At 58.7% G+C, this 16,075-nt stretch carries 18 protein-coding genes; 1 reads left to right on the top strand and 17 read right to left on the bottom strand.

Annotated elements, in window-relative coordinates:
• The 17 genes from RBH20_RS12730 to RBH20_RS12810 all read right to left on the bottom strand — a co-directional run bounded on the left by RBH20_RS12730 (nt 1) and on the right by RBH20_RS12810 (nt 14,796).
• Nucleotides 1-1,674 carry a type II/IV secretion system ATPase subunit gene (locus RBH20_RS12730; protein ID WP_127014150.1) on the bottom strand — a complete coding sequence of 558 codons (1,674 nt, stop codon included), beginning with the start codon at nt 1,672-1,674 and terminating at the stop codon, nt 1-3.
• Nucleotides 1,675-1,688: 14 nt separating this feature from the next.
• On the bottom strand, nt 1,689-2,450 hold the full coding sequence (locus RBH20_RS12735) for an ATPase domain-containing protein (RefSeq protein ID WP_058994253.1): 762 nt from the start codon (nt 2,448-2,450) through the stop codon (nt 1,689-1,691).
• Nucleotides 2,447-2,899 carry a CARDB domain-containing protein gene (locus RBH20_RS12740; protein ID WP_306709142.1) on the bottom strand — a complete coding sequence of 151 codons (453 nt, stop codon included), beginning with the start codon at nt 2,897-2,899 and terminating at the stop codon, nt 2,447-2,449. The genes RBH20_RS12735 and RBH20_RS12740 overlap by 4 nt, the downstream gene beginning before the upstream one ends.
• Nucleotide 2,900: 1 nt before the next feature.
• Entirely contained in the window at nt 2,901-3,338 is a 438-nt protein-coding gene (locus tag RBH20_RS12745; protein ID WP_306709144.1) for a flagellin, read from the bottom strand.
• The gene (locus RBH20_RS12750) at nt 3,322-4,980 is read right to left on the bottom strand and encodes a FlaD/FlaE family flagellar protein (RefSeq protein WP_306709147.1); all 1,659 of its coding nucleotides are present in this window, start codon (nt 4,978-4,980) and stop codon (nt 3,322-3,324) included. Before RBH20_RS12750 ends, RBH20_RS12745 begins: the two co-directional genes overlap by 17 nt.
• A 241-nt stretch (nt 4,981-5,221) precedes the next feature.
• Nucleotides 5,222-5,743, bottom strand: a complete 522-nt coding sequence (locus RBH20_RS12755) for a chemotaxis protein CheD (protein WP_058994249.1) — start codon at nt 5,741-5,743, stop codon at nt 5,222-5,224.
• Nucleotides 5,743-6,960 carry a chemotaxis protein CheC gene (locus RBH20_RS12760; RefSeq protein ID WP_306709149.1) on the bottom strand — a complete coding sequence of 406 codons (1,218 nt, stop codon included), beginning with the start codon at nt 6,958-6,960 and terminating at the stop codon, nt 5,743-5,745. Before RBH20_RS12760 ends, RBH20_RS12755 begins: the two co-directional genes overlap by 1 nt.
• On the bottom strand, nt 6,961-7,320 hold the full coding sequence (gene cheY, locus RBH20_RS12765) for a chemotaxis protein CheY (RefSeq protein ID WP_004515265.1): 360 nt from the start codon (nt 7,318-7,320) through the stop codon (nt 6,961-6,963). It lies immediately after the preceding gene.
• An 85-nt stretch (nt 7,321-7,405) separates the two neighbouring features.
• The gene (locus RBH20_RS12770; RefSeq protein WP_306709158.1) at nt 7,406-9,472 is read right to left on the bottom strand and encodes a hypothetical protein; all 2,067 of its coding nucleotides are present in this window, start codon (nt 9,470-9,472) and stop codon (nt 7,406-7,408) included.
• Nucleotides 9,469-9,951: a hypothetical protein gene (locus tag RBH20_RS12775; RefSeq protein WP_306709160.1), complete on the bottom strand. Its 483-nt coding sequence runs from the start codon at nt 9,949-9,951 to the stop codon at nt 9,469-9,471. The genes RBH20_RS12770 and RBH20_RS12775 overlap by 4 nt, the downstream gene beginning before the upstream one ends.
• A gap of 128 nt (nt 9,952-10,079) precedes the next feature.
• Nucleotides 10,080-10,655, bottom strand: coding sequence for a hypothetical protein (locus tag RBH20_RS12780; protein ID WP_306709161.1), 576 nt, complete (start codon nt 10,653-10,655; stop codon nt 10,080-10,082).
• An 89-nt stretch (nt 10,656-10,744) separates the two neighbouring features.
• The gene (locus RBH20_RS12785) at nt 10,745-11,371 is read right to left on the bottom strand and encodes an archaellin/type IV pilin N-terminal domain-containing protein (RefSeq protein ID WP_306709162.1); all 627 of its coding nucleotides are present in this window, start codon (nt 11,369-11,371) and stop codon (nt 10,745-10,747) included.
• A gap of 324 nt (nt 11,372-11,695) precedes the next feature.
• Nucleotides 11,696-12,319 (bottom strand): archaellin/type IV pilin N-terminal domain-containing protein, encoded by a 624-nt coding sequence (locus RBH20_RS12790; RefSeq protein WP_306709163.1) that lies wholly within the window; start codon nt 12,317-12,319, stop codon nt 11,696-11,698.
• Nucleotides 12,320-12,696: 377 nt separating this feature from the next.
• Nucleotides 12,697-12,972, bottom strand: coding sequence for a hypothetical protein (locus tag RBH20_RS12795; RefSeq protein ID WP_058994242.1), 276 nt, complete (start codon nt 12,970-12,972; stop codon nt 12,697-12,699).
• An 83-nt stretch (nt 12,973-13,055) separates the two neighbouring features.
• Nucleotides 13,056-13,391 (bottom strand): helix-turn-helix domain-containing protein, encoded by a 336-nt coding sequence (locus RBH20_RS12800; protein ID WP_004515272.1) that lies wholly within the window; start codon nt 13,389-13,391, stop codon nt 13,056-13,058.
• Nucleotides 13,392-13,547: 156 nt separating this feature from the next.
• Complete coding sequence (locus RBH20_RS12805) at nt 13,548-14,273, bottom strand: ATPase domain-containing protein (RefSeq protein WP_058994241.1); 726 nt, start codon at nt 14,271-14,273, stop codon at nt 13,548-13,550.
• 88 nt (nt 14,274-14,361) lie between these two features.
• On the bottom strand, nt 14,362-14,796 hold the full coding sequence (locus tag RBH20_RS12810; protein WP_170096951.1) for a chemotaxis protein CheW: 435 nt from the start codon (nt 14,794-14,796) through the stop codon (nt 14,362-14,364).
• A 170-nt stretch (nt 14,797-14,966) separates the two neighbouring features.
• On the opposite strand from RBH20_RS12810, the gene RBH20_RS12815 reads away from it, so the two are divergent.
• Nucleotides 14,967-16,073, top strand: coding sequence for a chemotaxis response regulator protein-glutamate methylesterase (locus tag RBH20_RS12815; RefSeq protein ID WP_306709165.1), 1,107 nt, complete (start codon nt 14,967-14,969; stop codon nt 16,071-16,073).
• Nucleotides 16,074-16,075 lie beyond the last annotated feature (2 nt).

Raw genomic sequence — 16,075 nt, forward strand, 5'->3', positions numbered from 1 at the left:
TTAGTCGGGCCTGGCCATGTTGAACGGAATCCCTTCGACACCGTCGCGCTGGAAGTCCGAGATGAAGTCGTTGACCTCGTGATACCCCAAAATCCCCTCCTGCATGGCGCGTTCGATGAGGTTCGCGCGGAACTCGAGGTCGTCGTAGATGTCACGCGTATCCTCGTAGCCGAGCAGGGTCGCGATCTGCTCTTCGAGGACGAAAGAGTTGTTCATCCCCTGGAAGATAATTTCGTCCTCGACGGGGTCCCAGTTGAACACCTGCCGCGTGACGACACCGTCCATCTCCTTGGAGTATCCCTCGATTTCCTGAACGCTCGTCACGCGGCGAAGGACCTGATCGCCCTGCTTGACGCGGTTCTGGAACAGCGCCACGTCGGCCACGTCCATGAACGTCTCGGGGACGTTAATCGGTTCGCCAGTGAAGCGCTGAATCATCGAGACGATGTCGCTCGCGTGGAATGTTAGCATCACCGGGTGGCCGGTCTGGGCGGCCTGGAACGCCATCCGCCCCTCCTCGCCACGAACCTCACCCACGATGATGTAGTCAGGGCGAGAACGCAGTGCGGCGGCAACCAGGTCGAACATGTCGATGCTGGTTCCCTCGTCTTCACCCTCACGAGTGAGGAGTTGCTGCCAGGTGTTGTGCGGGGGGAGCACCTCAGCGGTATCCTCCGCGGTGTAGATCTTTGCGTCGTCGGGAATGAACGAGGTGATCGCGTTCAGCGTCGTCGTCTTCCCGGAGGCCGTCTCCCCGACCACGAACACCGTCTGCTCGTTCTCCAGGCAGAGCCAGAGATACGCGGCCAGTTGCGGCGACAGCGTCATCCACTTGGTAATCTGGAAGACAGACAGCGGAACGTCGTCGCCCTGACGGATCGTGAGCGAGGGGCCCTTCAGGCTCACGTCGTCGGAGTAAATGAGGTTCAGACGCGACCCGTCCGGGAGCGTCGAGTCGACGATGGGATCCGAGTCGGAGACCGGGTCGCCCATCCGCTCGCCCATGTTTCGGAGCCACTGGTCGAAGGCTTCCTCGCTCTGCCATTCGACTGTCGTTTCCAGCATCCCGTAGACCCCGTGGTCGACGTGGCATTCGCTCCGGCCGATAACGTGAATATCCTCGTTAGCCGGGTCGCGCATAACCGGTTCGAGCGGGCCAAGACCGACGATGTCGCGGTTCAGTCGGTAGAGGATGTTCTCGTAGGTCTCCTGTGTGACTTCGACGCTGCTCACGTCGGTGAGGTTCGACAGGCGCGTAAGGACGCCGTTTTCGCTGTCCTCGTCCCTGACTTTGGTCGTCTCCTGCAGGAGCTCCTCGATACGGTCGTCGAACTGAGCCTCGTTTTCGGGCGCGGGCTTGTTGACGCTGCGCTGGAGCAGGCGGTTCCGGACCTTCCCGAAGACAGCCCGCTCGTCCTCATCGAGTTCCGGTTCGATGGCGTAGTACTTCATGTCCTGACCGACGTCGCCGTAGATATGACAGAAAATGGGGCCACCGACCGGATAGAGTACGTTCGGCCGGTTCGTTTCGTAGTCGTCGTCGGCCTCATCGATGAGCATCGGGAACTCACCGGTGATCTGCTTGAACTTCTTCAGGTGGTCCCGCAGGTGGGGCCGCCGCGCTGCCATCTGTCGAAGTTCGTCCGACGGTTTCGCACGTCCGTGGTCTGTCATATCTTAGCTCACCTCTAGGCGACGCTGCGCGATTCGATGACGATGCCGGTTCCCGAGCGGACCGAGAACCCGATGGTGTCACCGACCTGTTCGCCCATGCCGGCGAATCGGAGGACGTTGATCTGCCGGCGCACGTCGTTGCCGACCTCGATCATCTCTAGTTCGATGAACACGTCGGCGATGGCCCGGAACGGGCCGATAGCCTCTTCGTCCAGCGTTGACGGGTCGACAGTGAGCATGATGCATTTGCCCTGTGAGATGACATCCCGGAAGTAAGAGATGACCTCCAGAGCTGCCTGTCGCTCCTCGTTTTGCCGGACGAGGGCTTCGAACTTGGGGTCGTTCCGGAGGATAGCGTCGAAAGTATCGATGACGACGACGTCGGCATCCCACATCACCTCAGCCTCCATCAGTCGCTTGAGGAGTTCCTTCCGGTCGGTCTGTTCGTCGCCGCCGGTGAGGGCGTTCGATTCGCCGATGTCGGCGTGCAGGAACAGCACATCCTCGTCGAGGATGTGGTCGACCATGTCATACGACAGCGAGTGCATCTGGTCGAGGAAGCTCCCGACAGTGAGTTCCGTCGAGAGGTAGGTCACTTCGTGCCCCTCTTCACAGAGGCCGTAGGTGAACCGCTGGCTCATGGCGGATTTACCGGCCCCGTAGTCCCCTTCCACGAGGATGATGCTGCCGGGTGGGATACCGCCGCCCAGTTCTTTGTTCAGCCGGTCGTGATCATCCAGTCCAAGCGAGAATAGGTCAGTACTTGCGATACTCATGTGTTAAACTCGAACACCTCCTCGTCGCCGTTGACAATGAGCTTGAGACGGTGGTCCCCACCGCTGAGGTTGTCATTGATGTCGATGCGGACGACCCCACCGGGCCGCCAGCTGTTGCCACCGTTTGGCTCCAGCGTCACCGTATAATCACTGGCAAACGTCCCATCAACGAACACATCTACCTGCCCGGGGACCGGTGCTAACGTCTCCGAACCAGTGTTTTTGACGTGAATAGTGATCGTTTCGGCGCCGTTATCGTAGATGGTGTTGCTGCCGCTGTCGGAGATGATTTCGACGTCGGTCCGGACGTCGCTGCTCACGTCCAGCCCTTGCTCCGAGACAGCGTTGCTCAGCTCGCCGATACTGCTCGTAAAGACGCCGGCCACGCTTGCGGCGATGGCCATCGACGCGATGAACAGGATCAGGTGTGAGACGGAGACACTAGCCATGTTAGCTCACCACCATCGTTTCGGCGATGCCGTTCTCGGCGACGACTTTCACCCGGTCAGGCTGACTACTGAGCGAGGTAACGGTAATCTCTAACCGCTCCTGTGACGCCCAGATGTCCGTCGAACCGTTACCGTCGACAATCGTGCCATAGCCTGTCCGGTAGTTGTTATCGACCAGCAGGTCAGTTGCTTCGATCGACAGCGTCTCGGAACCGGTGTTGTCGACGGTCACGACGAGATTGTCGTTCCCGCTGCTGTTCCACGTCGCCGAGACAAGTGAGATGTCGGTGTTTTGCTGGTCGAGCAGTCGGTCTCGCTGGTCCTCGCGGGCGTCGTTGACGCGCTCGAAGCTGTTCGCGGTCGCGGAGTAGAACATCCCGAAGCCGATGAACGCGGCCACGAAAATGATGGCTGCCGAGCCGCTAACGCTGAATCCCATCGGAACCACCCCCCACCAGTTTCGAGAGCGCAACGGCGTCAGCGCCGCTGTCACTGTCAAGCTGTGAGATGTAGTGCAGGCTCTCCGTGTGGTGGTCGATAGACAGCCCATCCCCGGTGTCGTTCACGTCGTTGAAGCCGCGAAGGTACTCCTTGAGCTGGTCCGCGACCGACTCGTCGATCCAGTCGATAGTCTCGTAGTAGTCGATAGCGCGAGCCGTCTCACGGTAGCCCGAGTGCTGGACCAGGAATTCGAGCCACTCGACGATGATGAGGTCCGCCGCGAACCCTTCCGGCATCGTCGCCAAGTACGGTTTCCCGTCATCGTCAGCATCTGCGTCCGAGCCGTCGTCCGCCGTTGCCGCATCGCCGCTGCCGGTAGCCGCGGTGCCAGTCGGCTCGGGCTCTGGTTCCGGCTCTGGCTCGGGCTCTGGTTCCGGCTCAGGCTCGGCGACCGGTTCCGGCTCTGGGTCGGGTTCCGGTTCGGCTTCCGTAGCCGCCTCGGCCTCGTCAATCCCATCGTCCTCGATAACCTCATCAAAGAGGTCGTCGTCTTCCAGCCCGCCTGCATCGCCGTCCGAATCGTCTTCGCCCAGCAGATCATCGCCCTCGTCGGCCAGCGGGTCGTCATCATCGTCCGCGAGGAGGTCATCGTCGTCTGCTTCCCCCTCGGGTTCCTCACCCTCGGCCCACTCGGCGTCGCCGGACTCGTACTCGTCTTTGAGCTCTGCGAACGATTTGCCGCCGTCGCCGTCGTCGCTGTCCTCATCCATACTCTCCTCGTCGTCCATGCTCATCCCATCGTCCATGCTCATGTCGTCCTCCGTGTCGTCGAAATCGTCGAATTCTTCGTCGAACGACCCGCCGTCGTCCTCGAAGCCGCCCATGTCGTCGCCACCGTCGTCGGGAAACATATCGTCGACACCGCCATCATCCATCGACATGTCGCCACCAGTGTCCTCCGTCAGGTCTTCGTCGAAAAAGCCCTCTGCGTCGGCGTTGGCGACATCGTCATCGATGTCCTCCTCGGTATCGTCGCTCCCGTCGTCGTCGAACAGGCCGAAGGAGCCGCCGCCTTCGCCCATGCCGCCCATGCCGCCGTCAACGTCGTCGGCAAAGGGGTTGACGCCACGGGTGACCATCTCGTAGATGTCGAGCAGCTTCCGGACGTTCTCCTCGGTTTCTTCGACGGACTCGGAGATGCTCTCGTTTTCCGTCCGCACCGTGTTGACAGTTGAGGAGAGGCTCCCGACCTCATTTTCCAGTTCGTCGAGCCGGTGTTCCAGTTCGTCGGTGTCAGGCCCGCTCGCGTCTTCCATGTCGCCGAACTCGTCGTCACCGAACCCGCCCATGTCGTCACCGTCATCGTCGAGGCCGCCAAGGCCCCCGAGATCGTCGCCACCACCGCCGAGGTCGTCGCCACCGCCACCGTCGTCACCCATCAGGCCGCCGCCGTTGGCCATCCCGCCGCCACCGTCCTCGCTCGCGTCCCCGCTCTCGTCGTCCGACAGAATCGAGTCGAACATGTTCTTGATGCTCATACCAACCAGCCCGCCGGTCAACAGGACAAAGAGGGCTGGTGCCAGTCCAACCAGTTCCGGTGAAACGGCTGGAGCCAGTGGCACGAGAGCGAGACTACTCATCTCTTGTATCTCACGCTGTTTCTACTCTTGAATATTCCCCTTAGCGTATCATATTTGATAATAATATCCCATTTTCCCGGCACGGATACGGTAAATTAACGATCCAAGTACTAGCCAATTACATTTCATATTAATTTCGGACGGAAAGCCAGGGAACAGAGTGTGGCAGTGCGGCCCCGGCAGACGAACGGCTGTCGCCCGTCTGACGCCAGATGTCAGACACAATTACGGCTCGCAGACATCACAGTGTTATCGAATCCGTGTTCGCGCTTTTGACAATGAAATTGCCAGTGTCCGCTTCGAGTTTGACGGACCGACCGTGGTCACCGCCTAGGTCTTCGCCGACAACGGGAACGCCGTGTTCATCCAGCGTCTCGCGCACCTTCTTGGCGTTGCGCGAACCGATAGAGGAGCCGTTCTCGGAGAAGTCGAGCATATCGCTCCCGCCAGCGATTTTGGCTTCCATGGCCTCCGTTGACGCCCCGACATCTGCCATGGCCTCGATGAGCGCTTCGATGCCCGTGTCCGCGAACTTCGCATGGTTGCCGCCGTCGATATCAGCCGCCGACGGAAGCATGACATGGACGAGTCCGGCCACCGTGTTCCGAGTGTCGTATATCGCGATCCCGATACAGGAGCCCAGCCCGCTTGTGGTTAGCATGGCCGGCTCTGTGGTTACCTTGTACTCCGCGATGCCGACTTTGATACGCTCGGGCGTGCTTTGTTCGGGACTCTCCGTTTGGCTACCATCGTATACTTTCATTATTTGAAGATCTGTTCCACATCCGCGCCCGTCTCGGTCGCTCGCTCGACATCGAGGTCATTGAGAGCGGCGCGCAACTCTTTCTCGTTGGGCAAGGCGTGAATCTCAGCCTGGAACTCGATGTCGTCGGTCTGCATCTGGGAGTCGATGATAAACGCGTGCTCCTGATACTGTCCGACCTGCGCCGCAAGCGGGTCCATGATTGCCCGTCCCATGTCGTGGACGACCCGCGGCGGCGTGTGTTCGACTGACGTCTGGAGAACGTTTGCCCAGCCATCGACGAACCCGCTCGTCATGATGTTCCCCAGTTCCTCGATGGCGGCCTTGTGCTGGTCGGTGAGCTCGTCGCTGTCCATCTCGATGGGCATCATCGCCTCCGCGACGTTGATTGCCGAGACCTCGTCGAACAGCACCATAAGGTAGCCACTGGGCGTCCCAGTGAACTCGACGACCGTCCCGACGAACGTGTCCGTGCCGATCTGCTTTGGCACGTCCTCAATGGGAGCAAAGCTGATCTGTGTCACCTCCGATTCCGTCGGGATGCCGGTCATCATCTCGACGTTATCAGCGGCTTTCTGGGTGCCACTGGTCGTCATCTCGTTGAACGTCTGGAGCTTGTCGATGGGGATCGCATCGCCGTCCGTGTCGACGTGCTCTACCATCATCTCCGTGAGTGATTCATACTCAGGGAGCATGTAGATGTAGAAATTCACCGATTCGTCAATCCATTCGATCTCGGATTTGAACACGAACACCTGCTGGTGGTCGCCGTTCTCAGGCGCATCTGGGAGCACGTCGCTCCCGGATTCTTCGATATACTCCGGCGGTGAATGGTCGATGGTCGCGCCAACATAATCGGCCCAGCCGTCGATGAACCCGCTCATCATGATGTTGCCGATTTCCTCGATACCGCTTCTGGCCATCGCCTCGTCGTCGCTGCTACCGGGCATCATCTCCTCAGTGATCGTTCCGGCGCTGTCCACATCGAAGGCAAGAACGGTATCGCCCTCCAGAACGCCATCGAAAGAGAACTGGACGCCGACGAAGTCACGACCGGCCAGTTCCTCGCCGACATCTGCTCTGTCAAGCAGCGTGATCTTGGTTACGTCGACGACGGCATCGATGCCCGTCATCTGGCCCATCGACTGCGTGGCCTGTTCAGCCCCCTCGTGAGCGAGTTGGTTGAATGTGCCCAGCGACTGAATATCGACGTTCATCTATGAGGGAACGACGTCCTCGATAGCCTCCATCACACTGGGTTTCTGGAACGGCTTGGTGATGTACCCGTCAGCCCCCGCTTTCACGGCCTCTTTCATCTTCTCCTCCTGGCCGACGCTTGTACACATGATGACGTTGGCATCGGGATTGGAAGATTTGATTTCGTCCGTGGCCTCGATGCCATCCCGGATGGGCATCACGATATCCATCATGACCAGGTCTGGCCCTTCTTCTTTGAACACTTCGACAGCTTCGACTCCGTTCTCGACCTCCCCAACAATCTCGTGGTCTTCTTCGAGAATCTCGCGGAGGAGGTTACGCATAAACTCTGAATCGTCGGCGATCAGTACGTCTGGCATGCCTATCAAGCCTACATATCGTGATGAGTTAGATAAAGGTGTCCCGTAAATTATCGCGTGTGATATCGGTGGGCCCGAAACCCAGTTACACCGCAGGGAGATACGGTGTGAGAACGCGAATGAAATCGAGCGCGAAGGGGCCATACTGGAAGTACACGAGCCCCGAGAGGAGAAGGTACGCTGTCGTCAGCCCCGCCGGGAGTGCGAGGCCAAGCGTGACCATCCTAGACGGGACGCGGTCAGGAACGACTGTGCGGCCTAGTACAGTCCCGCCACAGACTGCTGCCCCACCGAGATTGAGGAGAGCATGGAACTGTACTGCCTCCCCAAGCGCCAGATCAAGTCCGGCAACGACGCCGAGTCCAAGGAGGAGACCACCAATTGTGCTCACAGCGTACCCGCCGGCAAGCCACCGCTTCGCATCGCTGACGGTTTCGTGGACGGCCGGAATCCGAACGACGCCGTACATAATAAGTGGGACCGTCGGCAGCAGATACCGAACCGTAAGCTGTGTGTGGAGTGGTAAGCGACTCAGATAGACAAGCGTGAACGCAGCTGCCAGGGCTGTGACGAGAATATCAGTCTGTGTTCGAGGCGAATACTGCGACGGGCGGACACTCCATTGCCGTAGTCGCTGAGTAGCTGACCGGACCAAGACCACAGGAAGTGCCGCGACCGCGCCGAAAACCGGGACGGCCTCGACCATCGTAAGTTCGATTGCCTCATAGGAATTAGGAGCATAGTTGATCCGTGGCGCGGAGCCGCTCCGCAAGAATATCTGGAACATTCGCTCCGGCGTAGTCAGGACGCCGAGACCGCGACTGACCGCATCCGAGACAAATTCTATTGCGGGTGCCGCAGGTCCCATGACCCGTTCGAACAGGCCGAGAAGCGGTGTTACAATCGGCGTTCCGGTATCACCGCCCGTCCCTGTGGAGTCACTACCACCGGTCCCGCCAGCACTTCCATCGGACCCCCCGCCAGTACCCCCATCCGTTCCAGCACCCTCAGTGCCGCCAGCGCCACTACCCCCATCCGCTCCAGCGCCCTCAGTGCCGCCAGTGCCGCTACCGCCACCCGTTCCGGCATCGCCGCCGGTATCGGGTGTGAATTCGACGTTCGCACCACCAACGGCGGAGAGCAACCGCGGCGGTTTGACCGGGTTGCCAGAGATAAGGAAATTCGTCACGAGCATCGGGAGCGACCCGAGGAAGAGCGCGAGGGCGACAACGGCCAGATGGACGAGCGAGTTGCGTCTTGCAGTGACAAGGTCCACGAGGGTCAGTATCACCACCAGGAAGAACCCCTCGAAGGCATGGGTCCAGGTTACCAGCCCAGCAGTGATATACGCGCCAGCGCGAAAGCCGAGCCCGAGTCGGTGTCTGGAGTCGGCATACGCAAGTCGGCTCCGAGCGAACAGGTACACCGTCGTCAGTAGCAACAACCCCACCAGAACGTGCCGTTTCGGAAGCGAAGCCCAGAATCCGACAGATGAGGCGATACCGATTGCAACACCGGCCGCCAGAGCGACCGAGCGGTCGTGCCAGATGCTGACGAGGCGGTAGAGAACGACACTGGTCGTCGCCGCTGCAAGCATCGTCGAGATCTGGAATGCGGCTATTGGGATCGCGGTGTCCGGAAGGGCTGTCGCTGTCAGCGAACCAACCAGAAACAGGACGGCGACGAGGCCGCTACCGACCCACAGAACCGTACGCCTAGCGGTATCGGTGTGGCGCTGTCCGAGCACGCTAACGTGAGACACAAAGACGAGTGCAGTGCCCGACCAGAGTCCAAGGAGCAATAGCCGGGGAGTGATGAGCACGGACAGCGCCTGAAGGGCCCAAACCAGCGGGACAGCCAGCAGGATCTGTCCGTAGTTTCGCCCGTACAGTCTGCCGCCGGACTCGTGCAGGCCCGGTTGGGCGCCGAGTGTCAGAGTGTACGGCGTCTCTGTGATGTGGAGGTGCCCGTTCGAGACAGCGACAAGCGCGTTGGCAGTTGTGTACGTGTCGGTGATGAAAATGCCAACGCGCCAGTAGAGCCCAAACGTAACGAGCAGGCCGAGCCAGAGAACATAGCCGTAGCGGTCACCGAACACAGCCGTTCCGACCTGTCGACACCGGCCCGTGAACCACTCGATGTCTCGAGTCATCGCTCCACCTGCACTGTGACGTTTTCAGCAACGATTGTCTCGGAAGTTTCAAAGCTCTGGACCCGAAGCAGGACGGTTCCCCTGTACGCGTCTCGCTCCAGTGACGACCATCGTACCGCTCTGTCGCCCGGTGCGAGTCGATATGTTCCGGACTGGCCGTCCGAAAGGACCTGCTCGTCTTCGCGGGAGATATCGAGCGCAGGGACCGCGACCTGATACAGCAGCCTCGGGCGGCCCGTGACAGAGTCGACGGTCACGCTGGCATCCGGGACTCGGAGATATGCAACGTTCGTGCCGAACCGGCCGTTCGTGATCCGTATCTCTGATGTCGGTAGTTGTACGGAACTGATAGCCGCCGTTCCGTCACCGATAGTCGTCGGCTGTGTCCTGACAGCGTCGACGCCGACGAGCGGTCCCGTCACGACGAGCGTTACCAGAATCAGCAGGGCGACAACCCTCGGCGGCTGGCGCGGGACCATTATCTACCCTACACACTGCTGTCCCCGGATTTAAATCCCTCGTCGGTTATACAGGCTGCTGTTCCTGTTCACCGCGACGGCTACCCGAGTGCAGATAGTTGTTGCGCCAATGACGGCAACGGTCCGTCTCAGAGTTCAGCACCGTCGGCGTCTTCGACGGCCTGTAAGAGGTCAGCGATGGAATCATCCGGTGTCAGTTGCGTCGACCGGACGAGCTGTTTGATGACCCCTGGCGGGTAGCGAACTGGCACGTTCGACTCCGACAGCAGAATACCCAGCACTTCTTCGACCGGTGTCGACCCATCCATCTGGCGACCGTACCAGAGCATGAAGCTCTCGAAAACGGTGACGATATCATTGGAGGCGAGCTGTTGCTGGTCGACGTCGCCGTCGAACTTCGCGGTCACGTCGAAGCCGTATCTGGCGTTGGAGTCGGCCATCTGTTCAGCAAGCCACTCGTGGACGTTCGCATCGGAGAACTCAGGAGCTGACGGCTCCGGATCTGGTGCAGGAGACGGCGGGGATTCAGACGCCGAATCCGATGAAACGTGGTTCCCGTAGGAGTCGTCAGTGCGGACATCCGACGAAACGACATAACGACCCTCGTCGATTTCAGTAACGTGCTCGTCGTCGGCAATATCGAGCTCTTCAGGCGAGAGTACCTTGCCCTCTTCTGGATTCGGTTCGTCTGACCGCCGAGCCATAACGACTAGTGTGTGTGGCTATCGTATAACTCCGTCGCTGGTCAGGGTGGACGAAAAGAGAACTGCGTTGAACCGAAAAATGGCCGAATTTAGAGGCTGACTGCGGAGTTACCAGACAGAGTCTCCGGGACGACCAGCCGAGCGGTCGTCGTGCCACCGGATTGGGTGTTCAGGCGAACCGTCGCCGTCTCACCCTCGCCGAGACCGTCACCGTCGCCGCTTCCGCGGATCTGTTCAGCGCTGAAGATGATCGTCGCACGGTCGGACGGGTCGTTCAGAACTTGGCTCCCTGAAATCGAGTCGTCGTCGTCCTGAACATCATTGACAGCGAAGGAGGACCCGTCGGGGTTTGGCGTATTACTGTATCCAGCCGAGGTGAGGTCGTACGAGCCAGTAGAGTCAACCCATTGAGCGATCGTACTACCGATGTCGATGTTCCCTGCACCGGGTGCCTTCTTGACGGTTAGCTTGACCGTGTTGATCGTGCTGCTGGATGATTGGATGTCTTCACCGACGGCGTTGACGAGCTGCAGTCGGTTCGTCACTTGGTCACTGCTCTGTTGTCCGGTTTCCTCTGCACTGCTCTGGAGGAAGCCGGCCGTGTTGATCAGGACGCCCGCAGCAATCGCCGCCACCAGCACCATCGCGATGAACACGATCAGGGTGCCGATACCGACCTGCCCGCGGTCGTCGTCGTTCGTTAGTTCCGTTAGCATTGTTGATCCGGGTCTGTCTGACCCTATCAGTTGACTCTTTTCACTGGTAATAATACCTCCTCTCAAATTATGCGATTTGATAACCGAATATCTAGTGGTTGTAAACAACAGCCTCAGAGATCGAGGACAGTATCTATCCGAAAATAGACGCAGCGCTGAATTCTATCTCTGAGAGCAGTAGTCAACGAACAATGAGTATCGTAAGTCGCAGATGACTGTGTGTGCCGGAGTCAGTATTGCGTCGCAGGCTATCCGGTGAAAAGTGCGCAGAAGGCAGAATAAGCTATGCGTATGGCAGCAATTGAAACTGAAAGATATGACGTCTTAGAGGCTGACTGCGGAGTTACCAGACAGAGTCTCCGGGACGACTAGCCGAGCGGTCGTCGTGCCACCGGACTGCGTGTTCAGGCGAACCGTCGCCGTCTCACCCTCACCGAGGCCGTCATCAGCAGCGCCACCGCGGATCTGTTCAGCGCTAAAGATGATCACCGCGCGGTCAGACGGGTCGTTCAGGACCTGGCTGCCTGAAATCGATCCGTCATCATCCTGGATATCAGCGACGGAGAACTCGCTTGAGCCTGGGTTACCGTCGTAGGTTCCTTCGTAGGTGAGGTCGTACGAGCCACTGGAGTCGACCCACTGGGCGATTGTACTGCCGATATCGATGTTCCCCGCACCGGGTGCCTTCTTGACGGTTAGCTTGACCGTGTCGATCGTGCTGCTGGACGATCGAATGTCTTCACCGACGGCGTTGACGAGCTGCAGTCGGTTCGTCACTTGGTCACTGCTCTGTTGTCCGGTTTCCTCTGCACTGCTCTGGAGGAACCCAGCCGTGTTGATCAGGACGCCCGCAGCGATCGCCGCCACCAGCACCATCGCGATGAACACGATCAGGGTGCCGATACCGACCTGCCCGCGGTCGTCGTCGTTCGTTAGTTCCGTTAGCATTGTTAATCCGGGTCTGTCTGACCCTATGCAACCGTTCTTTTCGCCAGTAATAATACCTCCCCCCAAATTATGCTACTTGATAATAGGTTGCTGAGCGTCTGAGGAGTGTATTTTCCAATAGAACGCCTATCATTTGGTCTGAGGAAGATAGCTGAACCATGTCGGCCCTAAGAATCAGATTTAATTGCTTCTGTAGGTCGGTATCAGCGGTGGAAATAGCCGGTCGTCCGGCGTGTGGTCGGAGGTATCGTGTTGCGTTCAAACTGGTGAATGGTGCGGTCTGTAGAAGAGAATATATTGAAACCGTGTCGACAGAGAGACCAAGCACAGAGAAATCAGCTCACAGGCAGGTCAGCTGATGTAGTCGAGGTATATACTCACTCGTACGTGACCAGACTGTACATTACGAACAGATAGCCGAAAGTCGTCAGCCCACTGTTGACTAACAACAACGAGCGGACACCCTCGAAATCGTTGATGAACGCGCTAATCATTGTCGCGGCCGCGCCCGCGATTGCAAGCGAAAATCCCACTGAGAGGTGAAGCATCGCCTCCCGGGATGTCTGGACGTACGCGCGCATGGCCATCCCGACCATTGTCAGTCCGGCTACGACGAACACAAGCGTCGATATGGCATAGAGAAGTTCTATCATCAGCACTGTACAGTGCTACAGCGAACCCGTTATTAAATCCATGCTCGAAAATATCTTTCGTGATAACGCTGAGAAGAGAGCCTCTAGCGCTCGGATAGGGTCCGCCACGCCTCGTCGAGTTTGTTGGTCACTTCCGACCGCTCTTCGATGTGGACAGTCAGTTCATCGTCGAAGTCGACCCGGACTTCGTCCACGTTCCGCCGGTATACTTTGATACGTCGGCGGTCATCAGAGAGAATATTATCGTGGAGTTCTAGGAGGTCATGTTCGGTCAGTTCATCGATCCGTCGATAACACGTCGCGATGGGGATTCCAAGTTCGTCGCTGAGTTCCTGTGCGGAGACCGGTTCATCCGTCGCGTCGAGAATTTCGGCACTGTATTTATTGCCAAGCGTCTGAAGAATCTCCCCTGAATCCATCGTTATCAAATAATAAATTCAGTCGATAATAAAGCTATCGCCTGTGATACCGAGTGAAAGAGAGACAAACACGCACCGCGGGACGTTTGTACGGAAACGGCGTTCTGTGTCGCTGTATCCGTCGTTCTCCGGAGTAATAATGACTCTATTCTATCGTTAAATTGGTGATTCTTCCTCGCTCATCATCGAGAAGGCGCTGGCGTTCTGGTGGACATCGATACCGCCGTGGTCAATCTCCATCGGATAGATATCCGTCTCAATATTCTGCTTTCGCATCTTGGCGACCCAGACGTATCTGTTCACGCCGGTATCAGTCGGGGTCTGGATGAGGTAGATGTTGCCGTCAGTTAGATAGTTCTCCAGTCCGATGTCGGTGTCCGGGAAGACGGCCCCTTGCTCGTTGGTCATCAGCGTCGTGAGACCGCTGTCGCTGAGGATGTCAGTGAACTTCAGGAGATACGTCCGCTTCTCCTTCTCGTTTTCGAAGAACAATTCGAACATGGCAAGCGAGTCAAGCACCAGTCGATCGTAGTCACCGTCTTCGAGTTCCTCCAGGAGAATATCCAGCGAGGACGTGAAGTCGTTCTCGCGCAGGAGGACCTGCTTATCGTACACTTTGATGTCGCCGTTATCGACGTACTCTTGCCAGTTTTCGAAGCCGATGGATTCGGCGGCCTCCTGAAGGTCCGACTCGTCTTCCTCGAAGGAGAGATAGATGCCCTTCTCGTCGTACTTTTCGACGCCGTTGTAGATGTACTGGAGACAGAGGATCGATTTCCCGGCACCGGGGTTGCCGCTCACCAGTGTCGTCGAGTTCTTCACAATGCCGCCGTTCAGAATGTCGTCGAGGCCCTCGATCCCCGTTTTGGTTTGCTCAATCATAGTTTCGGAAGGAACTGGAAGTTGATTAGATACTTCTCTGTCGGGAATGTTAAAAAGTCTTGCTGGTGTGTCGCTAAACAAACCGGAATCAGTCACCAGCGTGGACGATGGCGGGGTCCACCCAGATAACAAAACTGTCATCTCGCTTGATGACGCCCCGAATTGAGCCGGCATCGTTCGCGGGGGACTGGTCGACCTGCTCCGGAGTGACCTGCACGACCTGATACACCTCATCGACGAGCCAGCCGGCTGCGCCCTGTTCCTCGACGATCTCTGGGTCGAAGACGATAATTCGCTTCTCCGCACCCTCGTCTCCGATGCCGAAGACGACCTTGGGGTCGACGATTGATGTCGTGCGCCCGCGAAGGTCCATGACACCACGGACGTGTGGCGGGGCGTTCGGGACGGACGTGAGTTCGCCGATATCGACGATCTCAGTCACGTAGTCGATACTCACGCAGTACGTTTCCGAGCCGAGCTGGAACTCGAGTACTTGGCCGGTGGTGGCTGACTGTGCTGCCATTGCGGTTCTTATCCAAACTGTCGCGGATAGTGGCGCATAAAGGTGCCTGCTGGGCTATCAACTTTGATTACGTGGGCGGAGTATTTATTTCGGGGCCGGACGGGATTTGGAAGTAGGTATGAGGATGTCTCGTTCGCCGATGTCTCCTGTCCGACGGGAGCGTTGGTGATATGGCAGATGGTGTCCGCGCCGTGGTCGCAGACGACTCTCACTTCATGCGGAGTGTCATCTCTGATATCCTCAGTGATGGCGGTATTGACGTCGTCGCGCAGGCGCGTGACGGCGAGGAGGCAGTGTCGGCCGTTATCGAACACAAACCGGACGTCGTGACGATGGATGTCGAGATGCCGGTAATGAACGGCATCGAGGCGACGGAGCGAATCATGGCCGAGTCTCCGACGCCGGTGTTGATGCTGTCGGCCCACACCGACGAAAACGCCGATGTGACGTTCGAAGCACTCGATAAGGGTGCGGTCGACTTCTTCACCAAGCCCGGTGGTGAGGTGTCGATGGAGATGTCACGCCTGAAAGACCAGCTGGTCGAGATGGTCAGCTCCGTCGCGGCGGTCGATGTCGGCGCGACGCGCAGCCGCAGCGGGACAAGCAGCGACAATGGAGCAGCAACGACGGCCGGCGGCTCAGCTACTGGCCGGAGGGAAACCGGGGGCTCGTCAAGTCAGGCGAGCTACGTTGCGAACCCGACGCTCGTCATCGGCTCTTCGACCGGCGGCCCGAAGATGGTGGAACAGGTAATGGAGAATCTCCCCATTGAGGCCGATCTACGGGTGCTCATCATCCAGCACATGCCGGAGGGGTTCACCGGCCGGTTCGCCGAGCGGATCAACACGCGAAGCGATTACGAGGTCCGGGAGGCCACCGACGGGGCGCGCATCGGCGGCGGCGAAGGCCTTGTCGCCGCCGGTGACCGACACATGGAGGTCAAGAACTACCGGAACGGCCGACTGCGGACGAAGCTGACACAAGACGAACCGGTCAACAGTGTCCGTCCGGCCGTCGACGTGACTATGCGAACAGCCGCGGAGACGATCGACGACCCGCTCGTCGGCCTCATCCTCACCGGGATGGGCGAAGACGGCGCAGACGGAATTCGGCGGATCAAGCAGGCCGGTGGCAAGACCATCGCACAGGACGAGGCCACGTCCGCGGTGTACGGCATGCCAAAGCGCGCCGCCGAAACAGGCTGTGTGGACACTGTCTTGCCTATCGACGACATTGCGGACGGCATTATCGACACGATTACCACTGAGGTGACCTGACA

The sequence above is a fragment of the Haloarcula sp. H-GB4 genome (assembly GCF_030848575.1).
GTDB lineage: Archaea > Halobacteriota > Halobacteria > Halobacteriales > Haloarculaceae > Haloarcula.

Coding starts and splice junctions, on each gene's coding strand:
- RBH20_RS12730 (WP_127014150.1), bottom strand. CDS start 1,674: ATGACAGACCACGGACGTGCGAAACCGTCGGACGAACTTCGACAGATG.
- RBH20_RS12735 (WP_058994253.1), bottom strand. CDS start 2,450: ATGAGTATCGCAAGTACTGACCTATTCTCGCTTGGACTGGATGATCAC.
- RBH20_RS12740 (WP_306709142.1), bottom strand. CDS start 2,899: ATGGCTAGTGTCTCCGTCTCACACCTGATCCTGTTCATCGCGTCGATG.
- RBH20_RS12745 (WP_306709144.1), bottom strand. CDS start 3,338: ATGGGATTCAGCGTTAGCGGCTCGGCAGCCATCATTTTCGTGGCCGCG.
- RBH20_RS12750 (WP_306709147.1), bottom strand. CDS start 4,980: ATGAGTAGTCTCGCTCTCGTGCCACTGGCTCCAGCCGTTTCACCGGAA.
- RBH20_RS12755 (WP_058994249.1), bottom strand. CDS start 5,743: ATGAAAGTATACGATGGTAGCCAAACGGAGAGTCCCGAACAAAGCACG.
- RBH20_RS12760 (WP_306709149.1), bottom strand. CDS start 6,960: ATGAACGTCGATATTCAGTCGCTGGGCACATTCAACCAACTCGCTCAC.
- cheY (WP_004515265.1), bottom strand. CDS start 7,320: ATGCCAGACGTACTGATCGCCGACGATTCAGAGTTTATGCGTAACCTC.
- RBH20_RS12770 (WP_306709158.1), bottom strand. CDS start 9,472: ATGACTCGAGACATCGAGTGGTTCACGGGCCGGTGTCGACAGGTCGGA.
- RBH20_RS12775 (WP_306709160.1), bottom strand. CDS start 9,951: ATGGTCCCGCGCCAGCCGCCGAGGGTTGTCGCCCTGCTGATTCTGGTA.
- RBH20_RS12780 (WP_306709161.1), bottom strand. CDS start 10,655: ATGGCTCGGCGGTCAGACGAACCGAATCCAGAAGAGGGCAAGGTACTC.
- RBH20_RS12785 (WP_306709162.1), bottom strand. CDS start 11,371: ATGCTAACGGAACTAACGAACGACGACGACCGCGGGCAGGTCGGTATC.
- RBH20_RS12790 (WP_306709163.1), bottom strand. CDS start 12,319: ATGCTAACGGAACTAACGAACGACGACGACCGCGGGCAGGTCGGTATC.
- RBH20_RS12795 (WP_058994242.1), bottom strand. CDS start 12,972: ATGATAGAACTTCTCTATGCCATATCGACGCTTGTGTTCGTCGTAGCC.
- RBH20_RS12800 (WP_004515272.1), bottom strand. CDS start 13,391: ATGGATTCAGGGGAGATTCTTCAGACGCTTGGCAATAAATACAGTGCC.
- RBH20_RS12805 (WP_058994241.1), bottom strand. CDS start 14,273: ATGATTGAGCAAACCAAAACGGGGATCGAGGGCCTCGACGACATTCTG.
- RBH20_RS12810 (WP_170096951.1), bottom strand. CDS start 14,796: ATGGCAGCACAGTCAGCCACCACCGGCCAAGTACTCGAGTTCCAGCTC.
- RBH20_RS12815 (WP_306709165.1), top strand. CDS start 14,967: ATGGCAGATGGTGTCCGCGCCGTGGTCGCAGACGACTCTCACTTCATG.